We start from the raw sequence: 20,797 nt of genomic DNA, 5'->3' as shown, positions 1-20,797 counted from the left end.
GGCCGGGACGATGTCCCGGCCGCCTTCCGCGTTCTCCGTGTCCGTCCTCCGGCTCGTTCCGCCGGATCGGCTAGATCCGCACCTGCACGGCGCGGGCGAGGCGGTCGTGCAGTCCGCGCCCGTCGCGGTCCCAGACCAGGGCCGGGATCGCCAGACACAGCAGCAGACTGCGCACGACGACCCGGCCGACACCGAGCCGCTCGCCGTTCTCGGCGATGACGCGCAGTCCGAAGAGCCGCTTGCCGGGAGTGAAGCCGACGGTACCCACGGTCAGCAGGCTCAGGACCAGGAAGATGATCAGGGCCCGGTTCGACGTCGCCTGCTGGCCACCACCCGCGAACAGGCCGTATGCGATCAGGACACACAGTCCCCAGTCGACCAGCAGGGCGCCGAATCGCCGGCCGAAGGTAGCCACGGAACCCGGACCGGTCTCCGGCAGACCGAGCTGCCGGCCCCGGTACCCGAGGTCGACACCCATGTCCTCGGCGGCCGCGCGCGGCCCGGAGAGCCATGATCCGATTGCTTGCCTCTTGTCCACCCCTACACGGTACTGGGCCAGGTTTCATCCCCCGCGGGCCGGGGTGTTTCCGCCGGTTTTGACACAGGACTGACTCCGGTCCGGTTAACGTCTGCGAAACAAATGGGTCATGCTTGAGAAATCCGGTCTGCCTATGGTCGGGTCCAGCGTGTGCCACCGCACTGGCCGCACGGACGAGCTGCAACCCCACCCCTCCCCCGGGTGGGAGTAGGAGGAGTTGGATGTTCCAGAACGCCGACGAGGCCAAGAAGTACATCGCGGACAACGACGTGAAGATGATCGACGTCCGGTTCTGCGACCTTCCGGGCGTCATGCAGCACTTCACGATTCCGGCCACGGCGTTCGACCCGAACGACGAGCTCGCGTTCGACGGCTCCTCGATCCGTGGCTTCCAGGCGATCCACGAGTCCGACATGGCGCTGCGCGCGGACCTGTCGACGGCGCGTCTCGACCCGTTCCGCCGCGACAAGACCGTCAACATCAACTTCTTCATCCACGACCCGATCACGGGCGAGCAGTACAGCCGCGACCCGCGCAACATCGCCAAGAAGGCCGAGGCCTACCTCGCCTCCACCGGCATCGCGGACACCGCGTACTTCGGCCCCGAGGCCGAGTTCTACGTCTTCGACAACGTGCGCTTCAACACCACGGCGAACGAGGGCTTCTACCACATCGACTCCGAGGCCGGCGCCTGGAACACCGGCGCGGTCGAGGACAACCGTGGCTACAAGGTCCGCTACAAGGGCGGCTACTTCCCCGCCCCGCCGGTCGACCACTTCGCCGACCTGCGCGCCGAGATCTCCCTGGAGCTTGAGGCCGCGGGCCTCCAGGTCGAGCGCCAGCACCACGAGGTGGGCACCGCCGGCCAGGCCGAGATCAACTACAAGTTCAACACGCTGCTCGCCGCGGCCGACGACCTGATGCTCTTCAAGTACATCGTGAAGAACGTCGCCTGGCGCAACGGCAAGACCGCGACCTTCATGCCGAAGCCGATCTTCGGCGACAACGGCTCGGGCATGCACGTCCACCAGTCGCTGTGGCAGGGCGGCTCCCCGCTCTTCTACGACGAGCAGGGTTACGCGGGCCTGTCGGACACCGCCCGCTACTACATCGGCGGCATCCTCAAGCACGCTCCGTCGCTGCTGGCCTTCACCAACCCGACGGTGAACTCCTACCACCGCCTGGTCCCCGGCTTCGAGGCCCCGGTCAACCTGGTCTACTCGCAGCGCAACCGCTCGGCGGCCATGCGTATCCCGATCACGGGCTCGAACCCGAAGGCCAAGCGCGTCGAGTTCCGCGCCCCGGACCCGTCGTCCAACCCGTACCTGGCGTTCTCCGCCCTGCTGCTCGCGGGCCTCGACGGCGTCAAGAACAAGATCGAGCCCGCCGAGCCGATCGACAAGGACCTCTACGAGCTGGCCCCCGAGGAGCACGCGGGCGTCCCGCAGGTCCCGACCTCGCTCCCGGCGGTCCTCGACGCGCTCGAGGCGGACAACGAGTACCTCCAGGCCGGCGGCGTCTTCACGTCGGACCTGATCGAGACGTGGATCGACTACAAGCGGACGAACGAGATCGCCCCGATCCAGCTGCGTCCGCACCCGCACGAGTTCGAGCTGTACTTCGACATCTAAAAACGCCGCAGGTCAGAGCGGGTTTCCGCTCTCCTGGGCCGTGTCTGGGCCGTCGGCCGTGCTCTTCCTTCACCGGAAGGCACGGCCGACGGCCCATGTGCGTTGCGCGGACGCAATCGCCGTGGTCCTGCCCGCCACCTGGGGGCTGTGCACAGGTCAAGCTCGCATCGAGCACGTGCACGCCGGAGATCCCGAACGGGACCGTACGGACGACTCGAATCCTCCTTCCGGACCCATCGTCCGCCGCCTGACGACAAGCCGGAGGGGCCGCCACCCCGGTGTGGTGTGACGGCCCCTTCCCGCCGCCTGTCAGTCCGCGGACCGCTCGGACGCCAGCAGCTCCCGCATCTCCTCCAGCGCCCTGCCCAGCTCGTCGGCGAACGTCTCCATCTGGTCGGCCACCGCCTGTGGCGTGCTCAGGTAGACGTTGAACCGGTCGGGCAGCAGCACGTAGGCGACCCCGATGCACCGGCTGCTCGTCGATCCGAAGCCGAAGTACTGGATGTTGACGGACGGCGCGGAACTGGTGCTCAGGTAGTCGTCCCGCATCGTCAGCCAGCCCGGCGTCCGGTACAGCGCGGGCTGCTCGGTCACACCCAGTTCCGCCCCACGCCGGCGCTGGATCAGCTCCAGCTCCCACAGGTGCTGTTCGGGCACCTGTCCGGCCTGGCAGTCCTTCGCCCGCGCCACATGCTGGGCGGCTGCGGCCCGGAGGGCGCCGCGCCGGGTGGCCGCGTCCGCCGCCGGGTCGTCCATCGCCGTCACGAACGCCTGCATCTCGGGGGTGACGACGCGCATCGCCTCGGTGCGCCCGTTGCGGTACTGACGGGTGGCGATCGACTCGTACGTGGCTCCCAGGTGGCCCTTCGCGCGCTGGTGGGCGAGCTGGTAGGCGACCTGGACGAACGCGTCCGGCGACACCCCCAGGGCCTTGGCCGCGGAGCTGCCGAAGTCCGCGAACGACACCGTCCTCGTCGCCGTGGCCTCGCCGTAGGCGGCGAACGCGTCCGCCGCGGCGCGCACTTGGGCCCGCAGGGCGTCGTCCAGCTCGAACACGATCGGCTCCAGCGCCGGCTGCCCCTGGGAGAGGGCTCCGGAGCGCCGGGAGTGCTCCTCGGCCGGGGTACCGAGCAGGGCATCGGTGAAGCTGAGGATGGTGGTCCCGTCCAGCTCGCAGTGCTCGACGTTGATGCCCGCCCGGCCGTCCGCGAAGACGATGAAGGTCACGGCCTTGTCGAACCAGCGGTTGCCACGGTCGCCGTACAGCAGCTCGTCGCAGGCGTCCTGGATGCTGTCGGGAGCGAAGTCCTCCAGAGCGACGCAGAACAGCGCGCTCTCCACGTCCTCCAGCGCTTCGGCGTTGCGGGGGTGGCAGGCGAGCAGGGCCTCCCTGGCCGTCGCCCACTCCGCACGGGCCATGGTGGTGAGGTGGCCCACCGAGGTGTCCGCGGCAGGCGGCTCGGAACCGGCCTTCATCACGGCACGCAGCCCCGCCTCGAGGTCGTCGAGGCTGTGCGGAGCGCCGTCCGGACCGAACACGTCCAGCCGGAACATGCCTCCCCGGGAGAACACCACGATGTGCCGGGCGTCGGACGGGCCCGGCCGCTCGGCGCTGTACGGGGTGCGGACGGTGTCCTGCGGCACGCCGGGGATCCGGGTGGCGGAGAAGAGGAACTTGTTCTGCACCATCGACTGGGGAACGCCGCGCTGCACCACCGGCGGGACGAGCTCCTGGTCGAGCTGCCGCTTGTGGTCGAGAGCACCGGCGATGAGCCCGGCCGCCCGCTCCACCTGGGCCTTGCCGGAGTCCTGGAAGAGGAAGAAGAAGTTGGCGTTGAGGGCGATCCGGTCCCGGCGGCCCAGGTAGCGGTACGGCCAGAAGGTGTCGAGCCAGCTGTGCACGCCCTCCGTGGCGTCGTACTCCTCCAGCGCCGCGTGCAGCACCCGGCCGGGGCCGTCGGGCTTGAGGAAGGCGGCCACCTCCGCCTCGGTCGCCGCCCGTTCGTCGGCGGTCAGCAACGGCGCGCACCAGGCGAGGAACCTCGCGCAGCTCGCCTCGAGCGTGGGCAGCGGCACGCGCGGCAGGCTGTCCTCCTGGGAGAAGGTCGTACCTGCTGCGCCCTGACTGATCTTCACTTCTGTTCTCGATTCAGCTCGTCGGAATGCTGCGTGTCGTCCGGCTGGGAAAGGTGGAGCTGTGCGTAGAGCCAGCCTTCCGCTTCCAGGCCCCTCGCATCCACCCCGGCGGCCGACATGCTGTCGAGCACGAGTGCCTGCTCCTGCGGGGAGGCGAACTGCCGCTGCTTGAACACCTCTTCGACCCGGACGGTCCGGTAGCCCAGGCCGGCCAGGGCGCGCTCGACGGGGTCGAACGGGAACATCCGCAGCACGAAGTGCGCCATCCAGGGCCGGCGTCCGCCCTGCGCCTCGACGACCCTGGCGAGGGTACGCTCGGTGACGTAGCCGATGCATCCTGTCGAGATGACCAGGTCCGTCCCCGCGAGCTGGTCCCGCTGGTGGGGTGTGGGCTCGTTGTTCTCCAGGTCGGCGTTGACCGCGTCGTCGAGGAACCCGGCCTCGAGGGCGTAGGACAGTGCACTGCTGGAAGCGTCGAGGCCGGTGAAGCGTATGCCCTGGGCGGGCCGGCGCGAACGGGACAGTTCACGGTCGCGGGCCAGCAGGACGTCGCGGCTGTCCGCCTCGTGCTCCGGGTTGCCGTAGCGGGCATACAGCTCGTCCATCGTCGCGTCGTACTTCAGCAGCGCGGCGTTGATCCCGTAGGAGCAGCCGATGTCCAGCACCTTCGGTACGGCCACCTGCCGGGACTCCCGGTACTCCTGGATGAACTTCGCGAAGTAGGGCTTGGCCTGCTGCGGAACGCAGTATCCGAGCGGGCGCAGCACGCGGAAGTAGGTACGCGGATCGGGCTGCGAGTAGATGTGGTCGAGCGTGACTTTTCCGGTGGCGTCGAACTGCACGGGGCTTGCTCCTCCGTGGATCGCAGAGTGTGGGAACGGGAACGGCCTGCAGCGCCTGAACCTCCTCGCCGCCTGCTAATCCAGCAGCCGGTCCCCCCTGACCGCCCGGCCCTCGGCCGCCAGGTGCTCGGGCAGTACGCGGCCGAAGAGCTGCCGGGTCCGTGCCACGCTGCCGATGACGCCGGGGCGCTCGCTGTAGGCGAAGATCGCGGAGTGGCGGGCGGTCTCGCCGCGCACCGGGCTCACCCGGTGCAGCGAGTAGCGGCCCTTGAAAAGCTGCAGGTCACCGGGCTGTAGCGGGAGGCGTCGGATCAGCCGCTCGCCCCGGCCGTCCAGGACGTCACGGACGTCTTCGAAGCGCTCGTCCTGCGCGGACCTGATGTTGGGGCAGTACTCGAAGTCGCCGCCGGACTGCGCCTGTTGGGTGAGCATGCTGACGGTGAACTCGTTGGTGTCGAAGTGCCAGGGGTGTTCCATGCCCGGCTGGACGACGTTGAGGACCAGCCCGGAGAGCGGGTCCGCCAGCTCGTGCAGCTGCGGCAGCCCGAAGCAGCGGGCGATGAAGTGCTGGAACACCTTGTGGGAGTAGAGCCGGCTGACGAGGGCGCCCTCGGGGACACGGTCGCGCGCGACGAACGCGTTGCCCCGCTGGAAGGTCCTGCGGCCGGGGTGGTCCTCCGGCAGAGCCGAGTCCACCGCGATGTTGTAGACGTTGACCGTTTCGACGTCGAAGTGCGCCCGCGGGGCGATGGCCGAGCACTCCTCGCGCAGGACGTCGCGCAGGGACGGGCGGATGAAGTCCGGCAGCACGGTGCAGCCGAGGTCGGCCAGTTCGCGCCGAGCACGGGACACGACGGCCTGCGCCTCGGCGCTCTCGGGTTCCGACAGGGGGTACCGGTCCGTGTCGACCACCTGGTCGAAGGTCATGGCTTCCAGGGTGCTCATTCGATCCTCTCCACGTGCGGGCAGACCGTGCCGAGCCGGATGCCCCGTCGGCCCGCGATTCCGGTCCTCGGCCCCCGCGGGGTGGACCGATGGGTTTCGCGTGGCGTCCGGTCGTCACCGTCAGCTCGTCAGCAACTCCAATACGAAGCAGCGAAGTTGAAACTCCCACAGGGCCGGTCTGGTTGTCTGTGACACGTCACACTGCGTCGACCGTGCGTACGAGGGCGGCGGGGCCCGTGGCATGCGGGGCTGCGTGCGTGCGGGCCTTGTCCGTCAGGCCCACCGGGCCGTCAGATGGTCGCCCTCGTCGGTCACCGTCGTGCCGAAGGGGGCGCACGCTCGGGTGAGGCGGGAGCGGATCCACGCGTACTCGTCGGGGGCGGCGGGACGGGTGTGGCAGTAGTCGAGGGCGATGGGGTACGCGTCCACGCGCTGGAGGGTGCGGCCGTCCAGAGTGGCGAGAAAGAGGAGGCCGAGGTCGTTGCGGAGGCGGGGATCGACCGCGTAGTCGTCGATGAAGTCGCCGAGGTCGAACAGGACGCGGCGGGTGAAGCCCTGGAAGACATGGGCGGAGTGGCCGATGACCAGGTCGGCGCCGGCGTCCAGCAGGGCGGGGACGGAGCGCTCGACGTCGCGGACGGGGCGGGGGGCCATGTTCGGACCCCAGTGGGCGGTGACCAGGGTGATGTCCGTGTCCTCGCGCAGGTCGCGGACGGCTCCGGTGAGCCAGGGCGGTACGCCGTCGTGGAGGTCGGCATAGGCGGTGCCGGGGGTGTCGGGTCCCGCGGCGAACTCCTCGGGGTGGTCGGCGATGCCCAGCAGCCCGATACGCAGTCCGCCGGCCTTCAGGACCAGCGGGGCACGGGCGCGGGCGGCGTCGGGGCCCGCTCCGACCGTCCCGATGCCCGCGTCGGCGAGCAGTGACAGGGTGTCGTCGAGGGCTTCCGGGCCGTAGTCGAGGGCGTGGTTGTTGGCCAGGGTGACGACGTCCACGCCCAGTAGCGCGAGGGCCTCGGCGGCGGACGGCGGCGCCCTGAAGAAGAAGGGCTTGCCCGGTATCCGGGCGCGGTGGCCGCGGGCCGAGACGCAGCATTCGAGGTTGAGCAGGAACAGGTCCGCCCGGTCCACGACGGATTTCAGCTCGGGCGCGAAGAGCGAGCCCGGTCCGAACGCGTCGAGGTGGCCGGCGACACCGCGGCCGAGCATCGTGTCGCCTGCCAGGGCGATCGTGAGGGTCATCGTCGGTCACCACCTGCCATCACCAGTGTCGGTCGCCCCGGACCGTGACGGAAGCGCAAGCTGGAGGGGGACCTTCCGGGAGGTGAGGTGGACCGTGCTGTTCGTCGATCGTGAGACGGCCGGGGACCAGCTGGCCGATGCGGTGCTGAAGCTCGGGCTGCGGGATCCCGTGGTCCTGGGGCTGCCGCGTGGCGGGGTTCCGGTGGCGGCCCGGGTGGCCCGGGCGCTGGGGGCACCGCTCGATGTGATCGTCGTCCGTAAGTTGGGGGTGCCCGTCCAGCCCGAGCTGGGGTTCGGTGCCATCGGGGAGGGCGGCGTGCGGATCCTGAACGAGGACGTGGTGCGGATGGCGCAGGTCGGGCAGCGCCAGCAGGCGGCCGTGGAGGAGGCCGAGCGGTCGGTGCTGGAGCGGCGGCTGGCCCAGTACCGGGGGCACCGGTCGCGGGTTCCGGTCGAGGGGCGGACCGCCGTCGTGGTCGACGACGGTGTCGCCACGGGTTCCACCGCCGCGGCGGCGTGCCGGGTGGCGCGGGCACAGGGCGCGGCCCGGGTCGTGCTGGCCGTGCCGCTGGCTCCGGCCGATTCGGTGGCCTGGCTGCGGCAGGAGGCGGACGACGTGGTCTGTCTGGCCTCTCCGGGCGACTTCGGATCGGTGGGCCGCTGGTACCAGGACTTCTCTCAGACGTCCGACGAGGAGGTCGGAGCCCTGCTGGCCGAGGCGGCACACGACCCGGCGAATCCCGGGCGCCGGGCGCCGGATCCCGAGGGCAGGGTCGGCACCGACCCGGAAGTGGTGGTGCGGGCGGCCGGTGCAGAACTGTCCGGCGATCTCTCGCTCCCCCACGACGCGCCCGCGATCGTGGCCTTCGCGCACGGCAGCGGCAGCAGCCGGCACAGCCCGCGCAACCGTGCCGTGGCCGAGGACCTGCAGCGGGCCGGGCTGGGCACGCTGCTCTTCGACCTGCTCACCCCGGACGAGGACAACGACCGCGAGCGTGTCTTCGACATCCCGCTCCTCGCCGGGCGGCTCACCGGCGCGACCCGGTGGCTGCGGACCGAGTACGGCCTTCCGGTCTGCTGCTTCGGCGCGAGCACGGGTGCGGCGGCGGCCCTGACGACCGCGGCGGAACCGGAGGCGGACATCGCCGCCGTGGTGTCCCGTGGCGGCCGCCCCGACCTGGCGGCCTCCTGGCTCGCCGATGTACGCGCCCCCACGCTGCTGATCGTGGGCGGCCGCGACACGCTCGTACTCGAACTCAACTACCAGGCGGCTGCCCTCATGGCCTGCGAACACCGTGTCGAGGTCGTTCCCGGTGCCACACATCTCTTCGAGGAACCGGGGGCGCTGGAGCAGGTCTCGTCCCTGGCTGCGGACTGGTTCACCGGCCATCTGCCGTCCAGGGCGGCCTGAACAGGCTGCGGCCCCTGCCGCGGGGTCCACCGACTGGGCGCGGCTCGGACGCTTTGACGACACGGGCCGTTCACCCGGCGCCTTCGAGGCCCTTCGCGCACGGGCCCACAGCTGATGATCCCGGTCCGGGTCCCGGGCATGCCACGCCGGGCCAAGGGCGGGGAGGACATCGTCCGGCTCCGGTCCGCCCTCGCGAACTGAGCGCACGGCCCGGCGGGCAGGACCGCCGCACGAGCCAGGCGCCGGGCCACGGCGGCCGAGTCCTTGTGGGCCGACCGGGTGGTGGAGGTCGGTGTCAGCCGACGGGACCGTGCAGTGTCCTGGCCGACCGACTTGAATCCGGGTGGCGCAGGAGTCTTGGGAGGGGGAGCTGTGACGGACGACGAGATCCTCCTCGGCATCGCCCTGACCCTCGTCCTCGCCACCGGATCGCAGATCCTGGCGAACAAGCTGAGAGTCCCCGCCCTGATTCTCCTGCTCCCTGTCGGCTTCGCCGCGGGCGCCCTGACCGACATCATCCACCCCGAGAGGCTGGTGCCGGACTTCGCCGCCCTGGTGTCTCTGTCCGTGGCGGTGATCCTGTACGACGCCGGTCTCGGGCTCGACCTGCGCAATCTCACCGGCCGCACGCGGTGGATCGTGAGCAGGCTGCTGGTCTTCGGCGTGGTCCTGACCTTCTTCGCCGTCTCGGCGGTCGGCCCGGCCTTGTTCAGCATGCCGCTGAGGGTGGCGTCGATGCTGGCCGTGATCCTCGTCGTGTCCGGTCCGACTGTCGTGGGTCCGCTTCTCGAATACGTACGGCCCACCGAAAAGGTGCGGCACATCCTGATCTGGGAAGGGACGCTGACCGACCCGATCGGCGGCATTCTGGGAGCACTTGTCTTCCACGCCATCGCCTCGACTCACCGCGTCGACATCGGCAGGGGTTACCAGTTCGGTCAGTTCCTCATCAGCATGAGTGTCGGTCTGGTGGGCGGGGCGGTGGGCACCGCACTGCTCTGGTTGACACTGCGCACGCTCCGGCTGGGCGAGACGCTCGGCACACTGGCACAACTGACCACGGTGATCGCCGTGTCGGCGGGGTGCGACATCGTCCGGGACGACACAGGACTCATCGCCGCGATCGTCACCGGACTGGCCGTCACCAACATCCGGGGCTTCGACATGCCCGCCCGCCGCCCCTTCTTCGGGACGGTGGTCCAGCTGATCATCGGGCTGCTGTTCGTCTCCATCTCGTCCACCGTCACTCCCGCGTCGGTGGTGCCGGTGCTCGTGCCTGCGCTGATCCTCATCGCGATCCTGGTCCTGGTGGTACGACCGCTCGTGGCCTTTGCCGCGACATGGAACGCCGAGCTGACCCTCGGGGAGCGGGCCTTCATCGGCTGGATGGCGCCGCGCGGCATCGTCGCCGCCTCCACCGCGTCGGCCTTCGCCGCCGCTCTCGTCGAGAAGGGGATTCCCGGAGCCTCCAGGGTGCTTCCTGTCACCTTTCTGGTGATCGTCGGTACCGTCCTGATGTACGCGCTGACCGCCGCGCCCGTGGCCCGACGGCTGAAGGTCGTCAGACCCGCCCGCACCAGGCCCCTGCTGGTGGGCGGCGACCCATGGGTCATCGGCTTGGGGACGGCCCTGCGATCCGCGGGACTCGATGTGCTCATGTGGGCCGGAGTGGATGAGGAACGCGAACGGATCCGGGAGGCCGGGATCGAACTGGCCACGGGCGACATGCTGGCGACGGCCACCAACCCCCGGGCACGGCTGGAGGGCGTCACGGCCGTGTTCCTGCTCACCGACGACGACGATTTCAACGCACTTGCCTCGGTCGTGGTGCAGGACAACGTCGAGGGCCCGGTCTACCGGGTCGGGCCACCGCATGAGGGCCATGGCGTGGTCGCCCCGTACACAGGCGGGGACATCTTGTTCGGCCTGCGCCTGGTCCGTCCCACGCTGGCAGCCCGGTACGAAGGAGGTGACCGCTTCGTGGTGGAGCCCGCGGACACCACCCCTGGGAGCGGGTACGACACGCTCTTCGTCGTGCGTGCCGACGGCCGCCTGGAGCCGGTCACCGAGACTCAGGAGGTCGTTCCGCGCGCCGGTGACATGGTCGTGCGACTCGGCCCCGCACCACCCGGATCGCTCGAGCCGTAAGCGTGACGACACCCGACACCCGACGGCCGCCGGTCATGGGGGTTCATGTTCCCTGCGGGGCGACCGGCCCGTCCTGCGGGTGTCCCGGGTCGCGTCGCGGGACCGCGGGGGTGACGCTGGCCGCATGAGCGAGTCGCGCGACCGGCTGGGCCGGTACACACCGCCGCCCCAGGGCCCCGCGGCCCAGCGGGGCAGGCGGTGGCCGTGGGTGGTGCCGGGCGTCGCTCTGCTGCTGGCCGGCGGGTGCGTCGGCGCCGTCGGTCCGGTCGTGAGCGAGGTCTCGGACGCGGTCCGAGAGACCGCGATGGTGCGGTACGAGGTCACCGGCGACGCGAAGAACGTGACCGTCGCGTACTCCGTCTGGACCGACGGGGACATCGTCATGGATCAGGAGACGGCCACCGCTCTGCCATGGCGCAAGCAGGTGGAGGCCGAGGGCCGGGGCCGGAACTGCACGGTGGTCGTGACGCTCGGCGCCGGCGGCGGGCGGGCGACCTGCAGCGTGAGCGTCGATGACGGGACGCCCAGGTCGGCGACCGCTTCCGGGGCCTTCGCGACCGCCACCTGCATCGTCTCCTAGCCCGGCCGCACATACGATCGCCCGATGGCGATCACTGTGCAGAAGCTGACCTGCTACCCGGTGAAAGGCTGTGCCGGTACGGAGGTCGAGTCCGCCCGCGTGGGCGGGACCGGACTGGAGCACGACCGTACGTTCATGGTGGTCGACGCCGCCGACGGTTCGTTCCGCAGTCAGCGCACGCTGCCGTCGATGGCCGCGATACGCCCCGGGATCATCGACGGGGGCGCACGGCTGACGCTCGCCGCCGACGGCGTCGAGAGCCTGGTGCTCGATGTCGCACCCGACGGCAAGCGGCTGGCGGTCGCCATGTTCGGGCAGGGCATCGGGGAGGGCGTGGACCAGGGGGACACCGCTGCCGAGTGGTTCTCCGACGTGCTCGGGGCCGCGTCCCGGCTGGTGCGTGTGCCGGACGACTTCGACCGGGACGGATGGGGCGAGGCACCCGGCAAGGTTTGGTCGCCGACGCGCACGCCGTGTCTGTCGCCTCGCAGGCATCACTGGACGGGCTGAACGCGCGGATCCGGGCGCACGGCGCCGAACCCGTGCCGATGAACCGCTTCCGGCCGAACATCGTCCTCGACGGCTGCCAGGGGCCGCACGCCGAGGACGAGATGCGCCGGCTGGAGATCGGGACCGTCCGACTCGCCTACGCGATACGGGCGATGCGGTGCAGCGTGCCGCTGGTGGATCAGCACACCGGACGGCGGGCGGGCCCGGAGCCGGTCCGTACGCTCGCCGGCTACCGGCGCGAGCCCGAGTACGACAACCGGGTCGGCTTCGGCATGAAGGCCGCCGTCCTGCGGCACGGCGTCCTGGCCGTCGGTGACCCGGTACTGGCGACCTGGCACGCCACGAGCGGGGCACCGGCGGAGCCGGCACCCCGCCCGTGACAGCTGTCAGCGCCCGTAGCGGATCAGCGCCCTGACCATCCGGCACGTCGTGTCGGACGGTGCGTGGATGCCGATGCGCTCCGCCGTCTCCCGTATCCGCCGGTTGTCGGCGGTGGCCGGGTGGTAGACACCCGAGTCGAGCAGCGCGATCGCCAGGCGCATGGCCTTCAGTCGGCGGTTGTGCGTCACGTACCACTCGCGCGGCTGTCCGGCCGGGAGCGGCTTCTTCTTCAGGGGCTGGTACGTCGCGGATGTCGGCGTGGGCAGAGGCAGGGAAAGGGGCTTCGTCGTGACTGTGGCAACGGCCATCGGCAACCTCCTGGCGCGGTGGCGGGACCATCCCGAACTACTGTTCAGTCTACCGGCAGCCACTGACAATCGTCCCTGGCCAGGCGGTGTTTGAGCGACCGGTGAGCGGTACCGTTGCCGGTATGGAGATCTGGATCAACCCCGCCTGTTCGAAGTGCCGCAGCGCCATCGATCTGCTCGACGAGGAGGGCGCCGCGTACACCGTCCGGCGCTATCTGGAGGATGTGCCGACCCCGGACGAGATCCGGGAGGTGCTGGACCGGCTCGGGCTCGAGCCGTGGGACATCACCCGGACCGAGGAGGCCGCAGCGAAGGAGCTGGGGCTCAAGGAGTGGGCACGCGACGCCGGTTCGCGCGACCGGTGGATCGGGGCGCTGGCCGAGCACCCCAAGCTGATCCAGCGGCCGATCATCACCGCGGAGGACGGGACGGCGGTGGTGGCGCGTACCGAGGAGGCGGTACGGGACGCCCTCGGCCGGGGCTGACGGCCGAACAGACAGGGCAGACCGGACGGCCCTGTCCGGTCCCGGCGTACGCGGTAGGCTTCGGCCCTTTGATCACCCACACGGTGACGCACATGGGGGCGACATGGTGCGACGAGGGACCGGCCGGCCGGCCGGGAACGTGACGCGGGGCGGGCGGGCGCATGGCTGAGATGACCGAACGGGACTACGCCTGCGCGGCGAGCCACCTCGGCGCGAACCCCTCCGCGCCCGGCGATGTGCTGCTGCGCCTGCTCCGCACCGGTGACCGTGACCTGTGCCGGACCCTGGCGTGGCGCAGGGAACTGCCCGAGGAGGTCGGCGACGAGCTCGTCGGTCATTCCGACCCGCACATCAGGCGCCTCCTCGCGGACAGCTGGAACGCGGACCCGGAGCTGCGGGCCCGGCTCCTCGACGGACCGCCCAGTGACGCACTCGTGGTGGCGGCAGGCCCGATGCCGTACCGCACCAGCGTGCCGCCGCTGCCGGACTGGGCGTACGCACGGCTGCTCAGCCACCCCAGGGACATCGTGCGGTACGAGACGCTCGAGTCGTGGACGGTGCCCGCGCATGTGCTGGTGCCGCTCGCGGACCACGAGGACCCGCTGTTCCGGCTCGCCGCCTGCCGCCGCGTGTGGGACGAACTGACCGATGGGACACGGGGGTTGCTGCTCGACGACGAGGACCCTCGCATCCGCGTCGCGGCGTCGCTCCACGTCATGCACGAGGACGAGGAGCGCACCACACAGCTCGTGGCCGAACTGGCCGGCGACTGGCGGCTCGGCGACGTGCTGAAGCGCGGCCGGCTCAGCCGCGCCGTCGCCGAGCGGATGGTTGCGGAGAAGTGCCGTCTGGCGTCGCTCGCGCACAATCCCCATCTGCCCGCCGACGTGGTGAAGCAGCTCGCCACGGACCCCGACCCCGCGGTGCGGCTCGCCGTCTCGGCCCGCCCCGGGCTCACCGAGCAGGAGCGGGCCGCGATCGACTGGGCGGTCGGCCCCGAGGACCGCCTCGACACACTGGACTGGGTGTGGGCCGCACGCGACGACGCGGAGGTGCTGCGCGGATGTGCGACCTCCGCGCACACCTGGCTGCGCCGCAGCGCCGCGGTCTGCCGGGGACTGCCTGCCGATCTCGTCGAACTGCTCGCGTCCGACGAGGACTTCGCCGTACGGCTGCTGCTCGCCGAGTTCCATCCGGCCGCGCCGCCGGAGCTGCTGCTCGATCTCTGTCTGCACGGCGGCCACCGCGCGGTCAAGATGCTGGTCACCCGGCCGAACTTCCCGGTCACCGGCCTCGCAGCGCGGTTCGCCGACGACGAGAACCCGGACTGCCGCAAGCTCGTGGTCCGCGATCCCGGTGCGACACCGGAGCAGATCGACCGTCTGAGCCGCGATCCGGACGACTCCGTGCGCGACAGGGCCGGCCGCGACCCCCGTCTGCCCGTCGCCCGCCTGCGGGAACTGCTGGCCGACCCGGACTCGGCGTGCTCCGCGGCCGCGAACCCGATGCTGCCCGCCGACGACATGCGCACGATCCTCGACCGGGCGGGGATACCGGCGTGATCCGCGTCCCTGACGCACCGGGGCCCGGCTTCCGCTTCCCGTAGGGAGGCTTGAGCGCGGGAAGCCGATCTGGAACTGATCCGCCTGCGTTCCCCGCCCACGCGGTCCCGCGCTCAGCGTTCGTCCGTGCCCGCGACCTTGCCCGTTGCCAGGGCGATCCGGTTCCAGGTGTTGATCGTGAAGATCAGGGCCAGCAACTGGGCGAGCTCCCGCTCCTCGAAGTGCTCGGCCGCCTGCGCATGGACCGCGTCCGGGACCCCGCGCTCCGCCACCAGCGTCACCGCTTCGGTGAGGGCCAGGGCGGCCTGCTCCTTCGGGGTGAAGAAGTGCCGGGCCTCGCGCCAGACCCCGGTCATGTGCAGGCGTTCCTCGCTCTCGCCGGCCTTGCGGGCGTCGCTCGTGTGCATGTGCAGGCAGTACGCGCAGTGGTTGAGCTGGGACGAGCGGATCTGCACCAGCTCGACGAGCGCCGGGTCCAGGCCCTCCCGGGCCGCGGCGTCCAGGCCGATCACGGCACGGAACGCCTTGGGGGCCAGCTTGGCGAAGTTGATGCGGGTGGTGGCCGTCTGCGGGGTCTCTGTCGTTGTCATGGGTACGAATCTAGAGACCCGGGCGACCGCTTGTAGGGTGCATTTCCATGGCGGAATCATGGGTCAATTTTGCGGAGCGGCTCGGGGCCGATCTGCATCTGGAGCTGACCGGGCCGGGCAGTCGGCGTGCCGTTCTGATGCGTGCGCTGCGCGAGGCGGTCCAGAGCGGGCGGCTGGCGCCGGGCACCCGGCTGCCGCCGTACCGTTCCCTCGCCGCCGACCTCGGGATCGCCCGTAACACCGTCGGCGACGCGTACGCCGAACTGGTCGCCGAGGGCTGGCTGACCGCGCGCCAGGGCTCGGGGACGCGGGTGGCCGAGCGGGCGGCGCCGCTCACCCCCGTACGCACCCGGCGCACCCCGGTGCGGCCGACGAAGCCCGTGTACGACCTGGTGCAGGGGCAGCCCGACCCGTCGGTGTTCCCACGTGCGGCCTGGCTGGCGTCGGCACGGCGGGCGCTGACCGCCGCGCCGCACGACGCCTTCGGGCCCGGCGATCCCCGCGGCCGGCGGGAGCTGAGAGTGGCGCTGGCCGGGTATCTGGCCCGGGTCCGCGGGGTGCGCACGAGCCCGGAGCGGATCGTGGTGTGCTCCGGGACCGCGCACGCACTGCGGCTGATGGCGTCGGTCGTGGGCGGGCGATGGGCGGTGGAGTCGTACGGGCTGCCTTTCCACCGCGCCCTGCTCGCCGCCGAGAAGGTGACCACCGTGCCGCTCGGTGTCGACGAACACGGCGCAAGAGCAGACCAGTTGGGGGACGAGCAAGCTGTGGTGCTCACGCCCGCGCACCAGTTCCCCACCGGTGGTCCGCTGCAGGCGGCGCGCCGTACGGCCGTCGCGGACTGGGCGCGGTCCACGGGTGGTGTCGTCCTGGAGGACGACTACGACGGCGAGTTCCGTTACGACCGCCGGCCGGTGGGCGCGGTGCAGAGCCTGGACCCGGACCGGGTGGTGTTCATGGGATCGGTGAGCAAGAGCCTGTCCCCCACGCTGCGGATCGGCTGGATGGTGCTGCCCGGGCAGCTCGTGGAGGAGGTGGTGAGGACGAAGGGCGAGCGTGAGCAGTACGCGAGCGCCACCGAGCAGCTCACGCTCGCGGACTTCATCGCCTCCGGGGCGTACGACCGGCATGTGCGCAGGATGCGGCAGCGGCACCGGCGGCGGCGCGACCGCCTGGTGTCGGTGCTGGCGGAGCGGGCGCCGCAGGTCCGGGTGAGCGGAATGGCGGCAGGGCTGCACGCCGTACTCGAACTGCCGCGGGGCACGGAGCGTGCCGTGGTGAAGGCGGCCGCCTGGCAGGGACTGGCGGTCGAGGGGCTGGCGGGCTACCGGCATCCCGGGTACGCGGGCGAGAGCCGCGACGGTCTCGTGGTCGGGTACGCGACTCCGCCCGAGCACCTGTATCCCGGCGCCCTGGATGCGTTGTGCCGTGCCCTGCCACCGGATTGACGGTCCGTCACCTTAAGGAAAGTTAAGGAAGAGACAGGTGAGACGGCTGAATGCTTCCCTCGGGCTACTCGTACGTAGGGGCACAGGAACCATCCGGCCGCCGTTCACGGCCGGGGACAGGAGCCCTTTCGTGTCGCGCAAGAAGACCCTCAGCGGTAAGAAGAAGATCGCCCTCCTCGTCGGAGCCGCGGCCATGGTCGGCGGTACTGCGATTGTCATGACCGGGACGAGTCAGGCATCATCGGCGGCCTGTGACGGCCTCGTCCAGGCGATCCGCAACAACGAGAACTTCATCGCCGGTCAACGGGCCAACCCGGACGCCCAGTCGACCGCACGGATCGCCAACCGTGAGGCGGTGATCGCGCAGATCAAGGTGCAGCAGAAGGCCGCAGGCTGTGCGGAGGGTGCGGGCGGCGGAGGGGACCAGGCGGCGGCTCCGGCCGAGCCCCCGGCCGAGGCGGCGCCGCCCGCGGGCGGCGGTGGCGACGCAGGTGCCGCAGGAGAGGTCGTCTGCGCCGGACAGAACCTCACCTTCTCCGGCGAAGGCGGCGCACCGGCGGCCTCCAGCGGCCAGTTCCCGATCGGCACCCAGCTCAAGGTCACCAACCTCGACAACAACAAGACCACCACCGTCGAGGTGACATCGACCTCCGGCAGCTGTGCGCTGCTGAACGTCGCGGCCTTCGAGCAGGTACGCGAGGCGGGCAAGAACGTGATCCGCAACGTCCGTATCGAGAAGGTCGGCGGCGGAGCGGCCGAGGCGGCCCCGCCCGCGGCGGAAGAGCCCCCGGCCGAGGCGGCCCCGCCCGCGAACGGCGCCGGCGACGCCGGTGCCACCGGTGAAGTCGTCTGCGCCGGCTCGACGGTGACGCTCTCCGGCGAGGGCGGCGCGCCCGCCGCCTCCAGCGGCCAGTTCCCGGTCGGCACCAAGCTCAAGGTCACCAACCTCGACAACAACAAGTCCACGACCGTCGAGGTCACCTCGGCGTCCGGCAGCTGCGCGCTGCTCAACAACGCCGCCTTCGAGCAGGTACGCGAGCCCGGCAAGTTCCTGATCCGCAAGGCGCGCATCGAGCGCGTCGGCTGAGGACCCCAGGGACCGGCCCGACCCGTCGGCCGGCCCGCCCGGTCGGTCGCCCCCGAACCCTCGGCCGACCGGGCACACGCCGGACGGCCGGCCACACCTCGGCCTGCCGGGTCCACGACCCGGCAGGCCGGGGCAGGCCGATCGGACAGGTGTGGGAGCCGGCGGCCGTCACCGGCCGCGGAAAATCCCACGGAACGCAGGTCGAACGGTGTTACGTTTCCCTCGCCGGCCGCGGGACTCCGGTGCGACTTCCGGGACTTGCCTTGAAAGCAGTGATTTCGCTGATCGCGCCTCCATTCCCCGGCCGGCTCCTGCATTTCCGTGCATCCGTACTGGGGGAAGCAATGGGGGACGGACCATGGCGGAGACCTTCGCCGACCTGATCGCGGCCGAGGACGTGCTGCTGTTCGTCAATGCCGCCGTCACCTCGACCGGGCAGCGCGAATTCCGCTCCGAGGAATACGAGCAGCGGCTGTCGCTGTCCTTTCTGCATGAGTACGTCCGTGTCAACTACCGGTCCGTGTACGCCGCCGCGCTGGCGCTCGACATCAACGACCACAACGCCGCACTGATCGTGGAGCGTCTGCTGCGCACCGCGGGTGAGGCGAGCGCGGGCGAGAAGCGCACGGAGGGCGCGCTGATCGCCGCCCGGCTGGCCGCGCTCCCGCCGCAGCGCGTGTACCGGATCTTCCGCGCGCTGCGCGCCGCCAAGGTCAACAACCGCCGTACGCGCGCGATCATGCGCGACTGGCTGGTGGCACGGCCGGATGCGGGCCATGACGCGGTGAAGTACCGCAGCGGGCTGACGACGCTGGCGCGCCATGCCCATCTGCCGCTCGGAGAAGGCGAGTTGGGGGACTTCCTGTTCCGTCCGGGCAAGCGGGCGCGCTATGAGCACACTTTCCTCGACGCCTACCGCCGCGCCCACTTCGAGCAGGCCGCGATCTATGAGCTGCCGTTCACCGTCGCCGAGGGTTTCGCGGCCAAGCACGGTGTTGCGCGCGCCCAGTTCCTTGAGCGGATTGCACCGCGCATGACCCGGCTCGAGCGGCTGCGCACCCAGCGCTCCTCCGGGACGTCCGCCGAGCTCGGCGTGATGCCGCTGACCCGGCTTGCCCTGTATGTGCTGGCGCTGCCGCTCGACGAGCGGGTTGCCCGGCGCGCCGAGCTGACCGGGGCTCTGCGGTCAGCCGCGAGGCGCTCCGCCGGCCCGTACGCCGGCACCTGGGGCCGCGTGGCCGCCGTGCTGGACGACAGCTACTCCGCGTCCGGTTCGTCCGTGAAGCGGCGTCGTCCGCTGGCGGTCGCCCTCGGCTGCCACTTCCTGCTGGAGGCGCTGGCGGGGCCGGGGTCCTACCGGGCGCACTGGACGTCGGGGGCGCGCGATCCGCTGCTCGTACGGCCGCTCGGGCCGACCCCGCTGGGCAGCCGCATCCTGGACGCGCTGGAGGATGCTCCGCAGCGGCTGGTGATCGTCTCGGACGGCTGGGACAACGCGCCGCCCGGCCTCGCCGGTGAGGTGCTGCGCGTCTGGCGCACCCGGCTCGACCCGGACCGGCGCACCAGTGTGGTGCATGTGAACCCTGTATACGACGCCGACGTCTTCGACGTGCGCCGCCTCGCGCCGAGCGTGCCGACGACCGGCATCCGGGACGCGGAGGACCTGGCCGCGCTGGTGGAGATCGCGCAGTTCGCCGAGGGCCGCACCGGAGCGGCCGAACTGCAGGCGTACCTGGACGAACGGACCGACCGCTTCCTGGAAGGAGCATCGTGAACAAACTGGACATGACCGGGCTGCGCACCATGCCCGCCCAGATGTGGGGCGGCATCCGGCTGGTGCCGCTGGTGCGCGAGGAGCCGGTGGCGGGACTGCGGCTGCACCGCCGCGTCCACGAGGGGTACGGCCGGGTCCAGGTCGCGCCGCGCACGGAGTACTGCTCCTACATCCCGCACGGCTTCGTCGCCGACTGGTCGGGCGAGGACGGCGAGGGCGCGGCGTACGGCACCCAGCTGGACGGACCGGCGGGCACCCGCGTCCCCGACTGCATCCCCGTGCGGCGCCACCACCGGATGGCCAAGCGGGTCCGCTCCAAGGGCGTGACGGAGAAGCGGCTGCGGTTCCTGCCGCTGCACCTCGCGCTCGAGGGGTACCTGGCGCTGCACTTCCGCGGACCGTCGATCGTCTGGGACGAGTGGTCCCAGCAGGCGGTACGGCAGGGTCTGTCGCCGCGTTCCGAGGCCGCGTACGGCGGCTGGGCGGTGAGCGGCCTCGCCGAGGCGCTGCGCATCTTCGAGATCCACCCGGGCCAGTGCGGTGTGCTCGTGTACGCCTCCGACGCGCTCGCCGCCGCTTTCGTGGTGCCGCACCCCGACGACTACCGGATCCTGCACCCCACCCTGATCGAGGACATGTACGGGGAGCTGGTGTACCAGTACGCGCACTTCGGGATGCCCGTGGCCGACTTCGCGGCGCACATCCGGGACAGCCCGCTGCTGCGGACGGTCGCGGATCTGCGTACGGCGGCCCGGGCGCAGGAGCGCCTGTGGGCCGAGAACCACGGCACGTTCATGGCGGACCGGCTGCTGGACAGCAGCTACGCCTTCCAACGGGTCCACCGGATGGACGCGTTCACCCTGTGGCGCTTCCTGCCGTCGTTCCGGCGCGGTCTGCCGGAGCAGCACATCGGCGAGGTCATCACGGACCACAAGGGCTGTGTCGCGTATCTCAAGACCTTCCGGCTCTCGGCGGCGCAGATCCGGCGCGGCCATCTGCTCGGCACCCTGCACGACAACGACTGGCACCTGGAGAGGACCGCCGCCGCGCTGGGCACCGGCCATGACGCGCTGGTGGCCCGTATCCGGGACGCGGGCTTCGGATCGCTGCTCAATGCCCACGAGGTGTCCCGCCGGTCGCGCCTGGCACGCCGCCGCTGACCGCTGTGTTTGCCACGTAACG

At 71.1% G+C, this 20,797-nt stretch carries 16 protein-coding genes and 2 pseudogenes; 11 read left to right on the top strand and 7 right to left on the bottom strand.

What is annotated here, in order from left to right; translation table 11 throughout:
- Positions 1-70: 70 nt before the first annotated feature.
- Positions 71-538 carry an RDD family protein gene (locus tag ABZ208_RS36065; protein ID WP_356913673.1) on the bottom strand — a complete coding sequence of 156 codons (468 nt, stop codon included), beginning with the start codon at positions 536-538 and terminating at the stop codon, positions 71-73.
- Positions 539-759: 221 nt separating this feature from the next.
- On the opposite strand from ABZ208_RS36065, the gene glnA reads away from it, so the two are divergent.
- Positions 760-2,169, top strand: coding sequence for a type I glutamate--ammonia ligase (gene glnA, locus ABZ208_RS36060; RefSeq protein WP_328401459.1), 1,410 nt, complete (start codon positions 760-762; stop codon positions 2,167-2,169).
- A gap of 309 nt (positions 2,170-2,478) precedes the next feature.
- On the opposite strand, the gene ABZ208_RS36055 is transcribed toward glnA, so the two are convergent.
- From ABZ208_RS36055 to ABZ208_RS36040, 4 genes are all read right to left on the bottom strand, one after another.
- Complete coding sequence (locus ABZ208_RS36055) at positions 2,479-4,305, bottom strand: choline/carnitine O-acyltransferase (RefSeq protein ID WP_356913672.1); 1,827 nt, start codon at positions 4,303-4,305, stop codon at positions 2,479-2,481.
- The gene (locus tag ABZ208_RS36050) at positions 4,302-5,147 is read right to left on the bottom strand and encodes a class I SAM-dependent methyltransferase (protein ID WP_356913671.1); all 846 of its coding nucleotides are present in this window, start codon (positions 5,145-5,147) and stop codon (positions 4,302-4,304) included. The genes ABZ208_RS36055 and ABZ208_RS36050 overlap by 4 nt, the downstream gene beginning before the upstream one ends.
- A gap of 75 nt (positions 5,148-5,222) precedes the next feature.
- The gene (locus ABZ208_RS36045; RefSeq protein WP_356913670.1) at positions 5,223-6,092 is read right to left on the bottom strand and encodes an arpA protein; all 870 of its coding nucleotides are present in this window, start codon (positions 6,090-6,092) and stop codon (positions 5,223-5,225) included.
- A gap of 273 nt (positions 6,093-6,365) precedes the next feature.
- Positions 6,366-7,331: a CapA family protein gene (locus ABZ208_RS36040; RefSeq protein ID WP_356913669.1), complete on the bottom strand. Its 966-nt coding sequence runs from the start codon at positions 7,329-7,331 to the stop codon at positions 6,366-6,368.
- Positions 7,332-7,425: 94 nt separating this feature from the next.
- Here ABZ208_RS36040 and ABZ208_RS36035 point away from each other — a divergent pair, with 94 nt between their 5' ends.
- The 4 genes and pseudogenes from ABZ208_RS36035 (at position 7,426) to ABZ208_RS36020 (ending at position 12,360) form a co-directional block, all read left to right on the top strand.
- Positions 7,426-8,742 (top strand): alpha/beta family hydrolase, encoded by a 1,317-nt coding sequence (locus tag ABZ208_RS36035; RefSeq protein WP_356913668.1) that lies wholly within the window; start codon positions 7,426-7,428, stop codon positions 8,740-8,742.
- A gap of 372 nt (positions 8,743-9,114) precedes the next feature.
- Positions 9,115-10,890 (top strand): cation:proton antiporter, encoded by a 1,776-nt coding sequence (locus ABZ208_RS36030; RefSeq protein ID WP_356913667.1) that lies wholly within the window; start codon positions 9,115-9,117, stop codon positions 10,888-10,890.
- Positions 10,891-11,014: 124 nt separating this feature from the next.
- Positions 11,015-11,470, top strand: a complete 456-nt coding sequence (locus ABZ208_RS36025) for a hypothetical protein (protein ID WP_356913666.1) — start codon at positions 11,015-11,017, stop codon at positions 11,468-11,470.
- A 24-nt stretch (positions 11,471-11,494) separates the two neighbouring features.
- Positions 11,495-12,360, top strand: a pseudogene (locus tag ABZ208_RS36020) (MOSC N-terminal beta barrel domain-containing protein).
- A 6-nt stretch (positions 12,361-12,366) separates the two neighbouring features.
- Here the strand turns inward: ABZ208_RS36020 and ABZ208_RS36015 are convergent.
- Positions 12,367-12,669, bottom strand: coding sequence for a hypothetical protein (locus tag ABZ208_RS36015; protein ID WP_328401443.1), 303 nt, complete (start codon positions 12,667-12,669; stop codon positions 12,367-12,369).
- A gap of 122 nt (positions 12,670-12,791) precedes the next feature.
- On the opposite strand from ABZ208_RS36015, the gene ABZ208_RS36010 reads away from it, so the two are divergent.
- Together ABZ208_RS36010 and ABZ208_RS36005 are read left to right on the top strand one after the other, a co-directional pair.
- The gene (locus ABZ208_RS36010; RefSeq protein WP_356913665.1) at positions 12,792-13,154 is read left to right on the top strand and encodes an arsenate reductase family protein; all 363 of its coding nucleotides are present in this window, start codon (positions 12,792-12,794) and stop codon (positions 13,152-13,154) included.
- A gap of 161 nt (positions 13,155-13,315) precedes the next feature.
- Positions 13,316-14,716, top strand: a complete 1,401-nt coding sequence (locus ABZ208_RS36005; RefSeq protein ID WP_356913664.1) for a hypothetical protein — start codon at positions 13,316-13,318, stop codon at positions 14,714-14,716.
- Between the two features lie 113 nt (positions 14,717-14,829).
- Here the strand turns inward: ABZ208_RS36005 and ABZ208_RS36000 are convergent, their stop codons facing one another.
- Positions 14,830-15,306, bottom strand: coding sequence for a carboxymuconolactone decarboxylase family protein (locus ABZ208_RS36000; protein ID WP_356913663.1), 477 nt, complete (start codon positions 15,304-15,306; stop codon positions 14,830-14,832).
- 47 nt (positions 15,307-15,353) lie between these two features.
- On the opposite strand from ABZ208_RS36000, the gene ABZ208_RS35995 reads away from it, so the two are divergent.
- The 4 genes and pseudogenes from ABZ208_RS35995 (at position 15,354) to ABZ208_RS35980 (ending at position 20,775) form a co-directional block, all read left to right on the top strand.
- Positions 15,354-16,754 (top strand): PLP-dependent aminotransferase family protein, encoded by a 1,401-nt coding sequence (locus tag ABZ208_RS35995; protein WP_356913662.1) that lies wholly within the window; start codon positions 15,354-15,356, stop codon positions 16,752-16,754.
- 787 nt (positions 16,755-17,541) lie between these two features.
- Positions 17,542-17,841: pseudogene (locus ABZ208_RS35990) on the top strand (hypothetical protein); the annotation flags it as partial.
- A 358-nt stretch (positions 17,842-18,199) separates the two neighbouring features.
- Positions 18,200-19,615 (top strand): hypothetical protein, encoded by a 1,416-nt coding sequence (locus tag ABZ208_RS35985; protein WP_356913661.1) that lies wholly within the window; start codon positions 18,200-18,202, stop codon positions 19,613-19,615.
- Entirely contained in the window at positions 19,612-20,775 is a 1,164-nt protein-coding gene (locus ABZ208_RS35980) for a hypothetical protein (protein WP_356913660.1), read from the top strand. Before ABZ208_RS35985 ends, ABZ208_RS35980 begins: the two co-directional genes overlap by 4 nt.
- Positions 20,776-20,797: the final 22 nt, after the last annotated feature.

It is taken from the genome of Streptomyces sp. NPDC006208 (assembly GCF_040613775.1).
Classification (GTDB): domain Bacteria; phylum Actinomycetota; class Actinomycetes; order Streptomycetales; family Streptomycetaceae; genus Streptomyces.
This window is presented reverse-complemented; position numbering and strand designations above follow the sequence as displayed.

Excerpts from the sequence above, each read along its gene's own strand:
- glnA (WP_328401459.1), top strand. The coding sequence starts at position 760 with ATGTTCCAGAACGCCGACGAGGCCAAGAAGTACATCGCGGACAACGAC.
- ABZ208_RS36045 (WP_356913670.1), bottom strand. The coding sequence starts at position 6,092 with ATGAGCACCCTGGAAGCCATGACCTTCGACCAGGTGGTCGACACGGAC.
- ABZ208_RS36040 (WP_356913669.1), bottom strand. The coding sequence starts at position 7,331 with ATGACCCTCACGATCGCCCTGGCAGGCGACACGATGCTCGGCCGCGGT.
- ABZ208_RS36025 (WP_356913666.1), top strand. The coding sequence starts at position 11,015 with ATGAGCGAGTCGCGCGACCGGCTGGGCCGGTACACACCGCCGCCCCAG.
- ABZ208_RS36015 (WP_328401443.1), bottom strand. The coding sequence starts at position 12,669 with ATGGCCGTTGCCACAGTCACGACGAAGCCCCTTTCCCTGCCTCTGCCC.
- ABZ208_RS36010 (WP_356913665.1), top strand. The coding sequence starts at position 12,792 with ATGGAGATCTGGATCAACCCCGCCTGTTCGAAGTGCCGCAGCGCCATC.
- ABZ208_RS36005 (WP_356913664.1), top strand. The coding sequence starts at position 13,316 with ATGGCTGAGATGACCGAACGGGACTACGCCTGCGCGGCGAGCCACCTC.
- ABZ208_RS36000 (WP_356913663.1), bottom strand. The coding sequence starts at position 15,306 with ATGACAACGACAGAGACCCCGCAGACGGCCACCACCCGCATCAACTTC.
- ABZ208_RS35995 (WP_356913662.1), top strand. The coding sequence starts at position 15,354 with ATGGCGGAATCATGGGTCAATTTTGCGGAGCGGCTCGGGGCCGATCTG.
- ABZ208_RS35985 (WP_356913661.1), top strand. The coding sequence starts at position 18,200 with ATGGCGGAGACCTTCGCCGACCTGATCGCGGCCGAGGACGTGCTGCTG.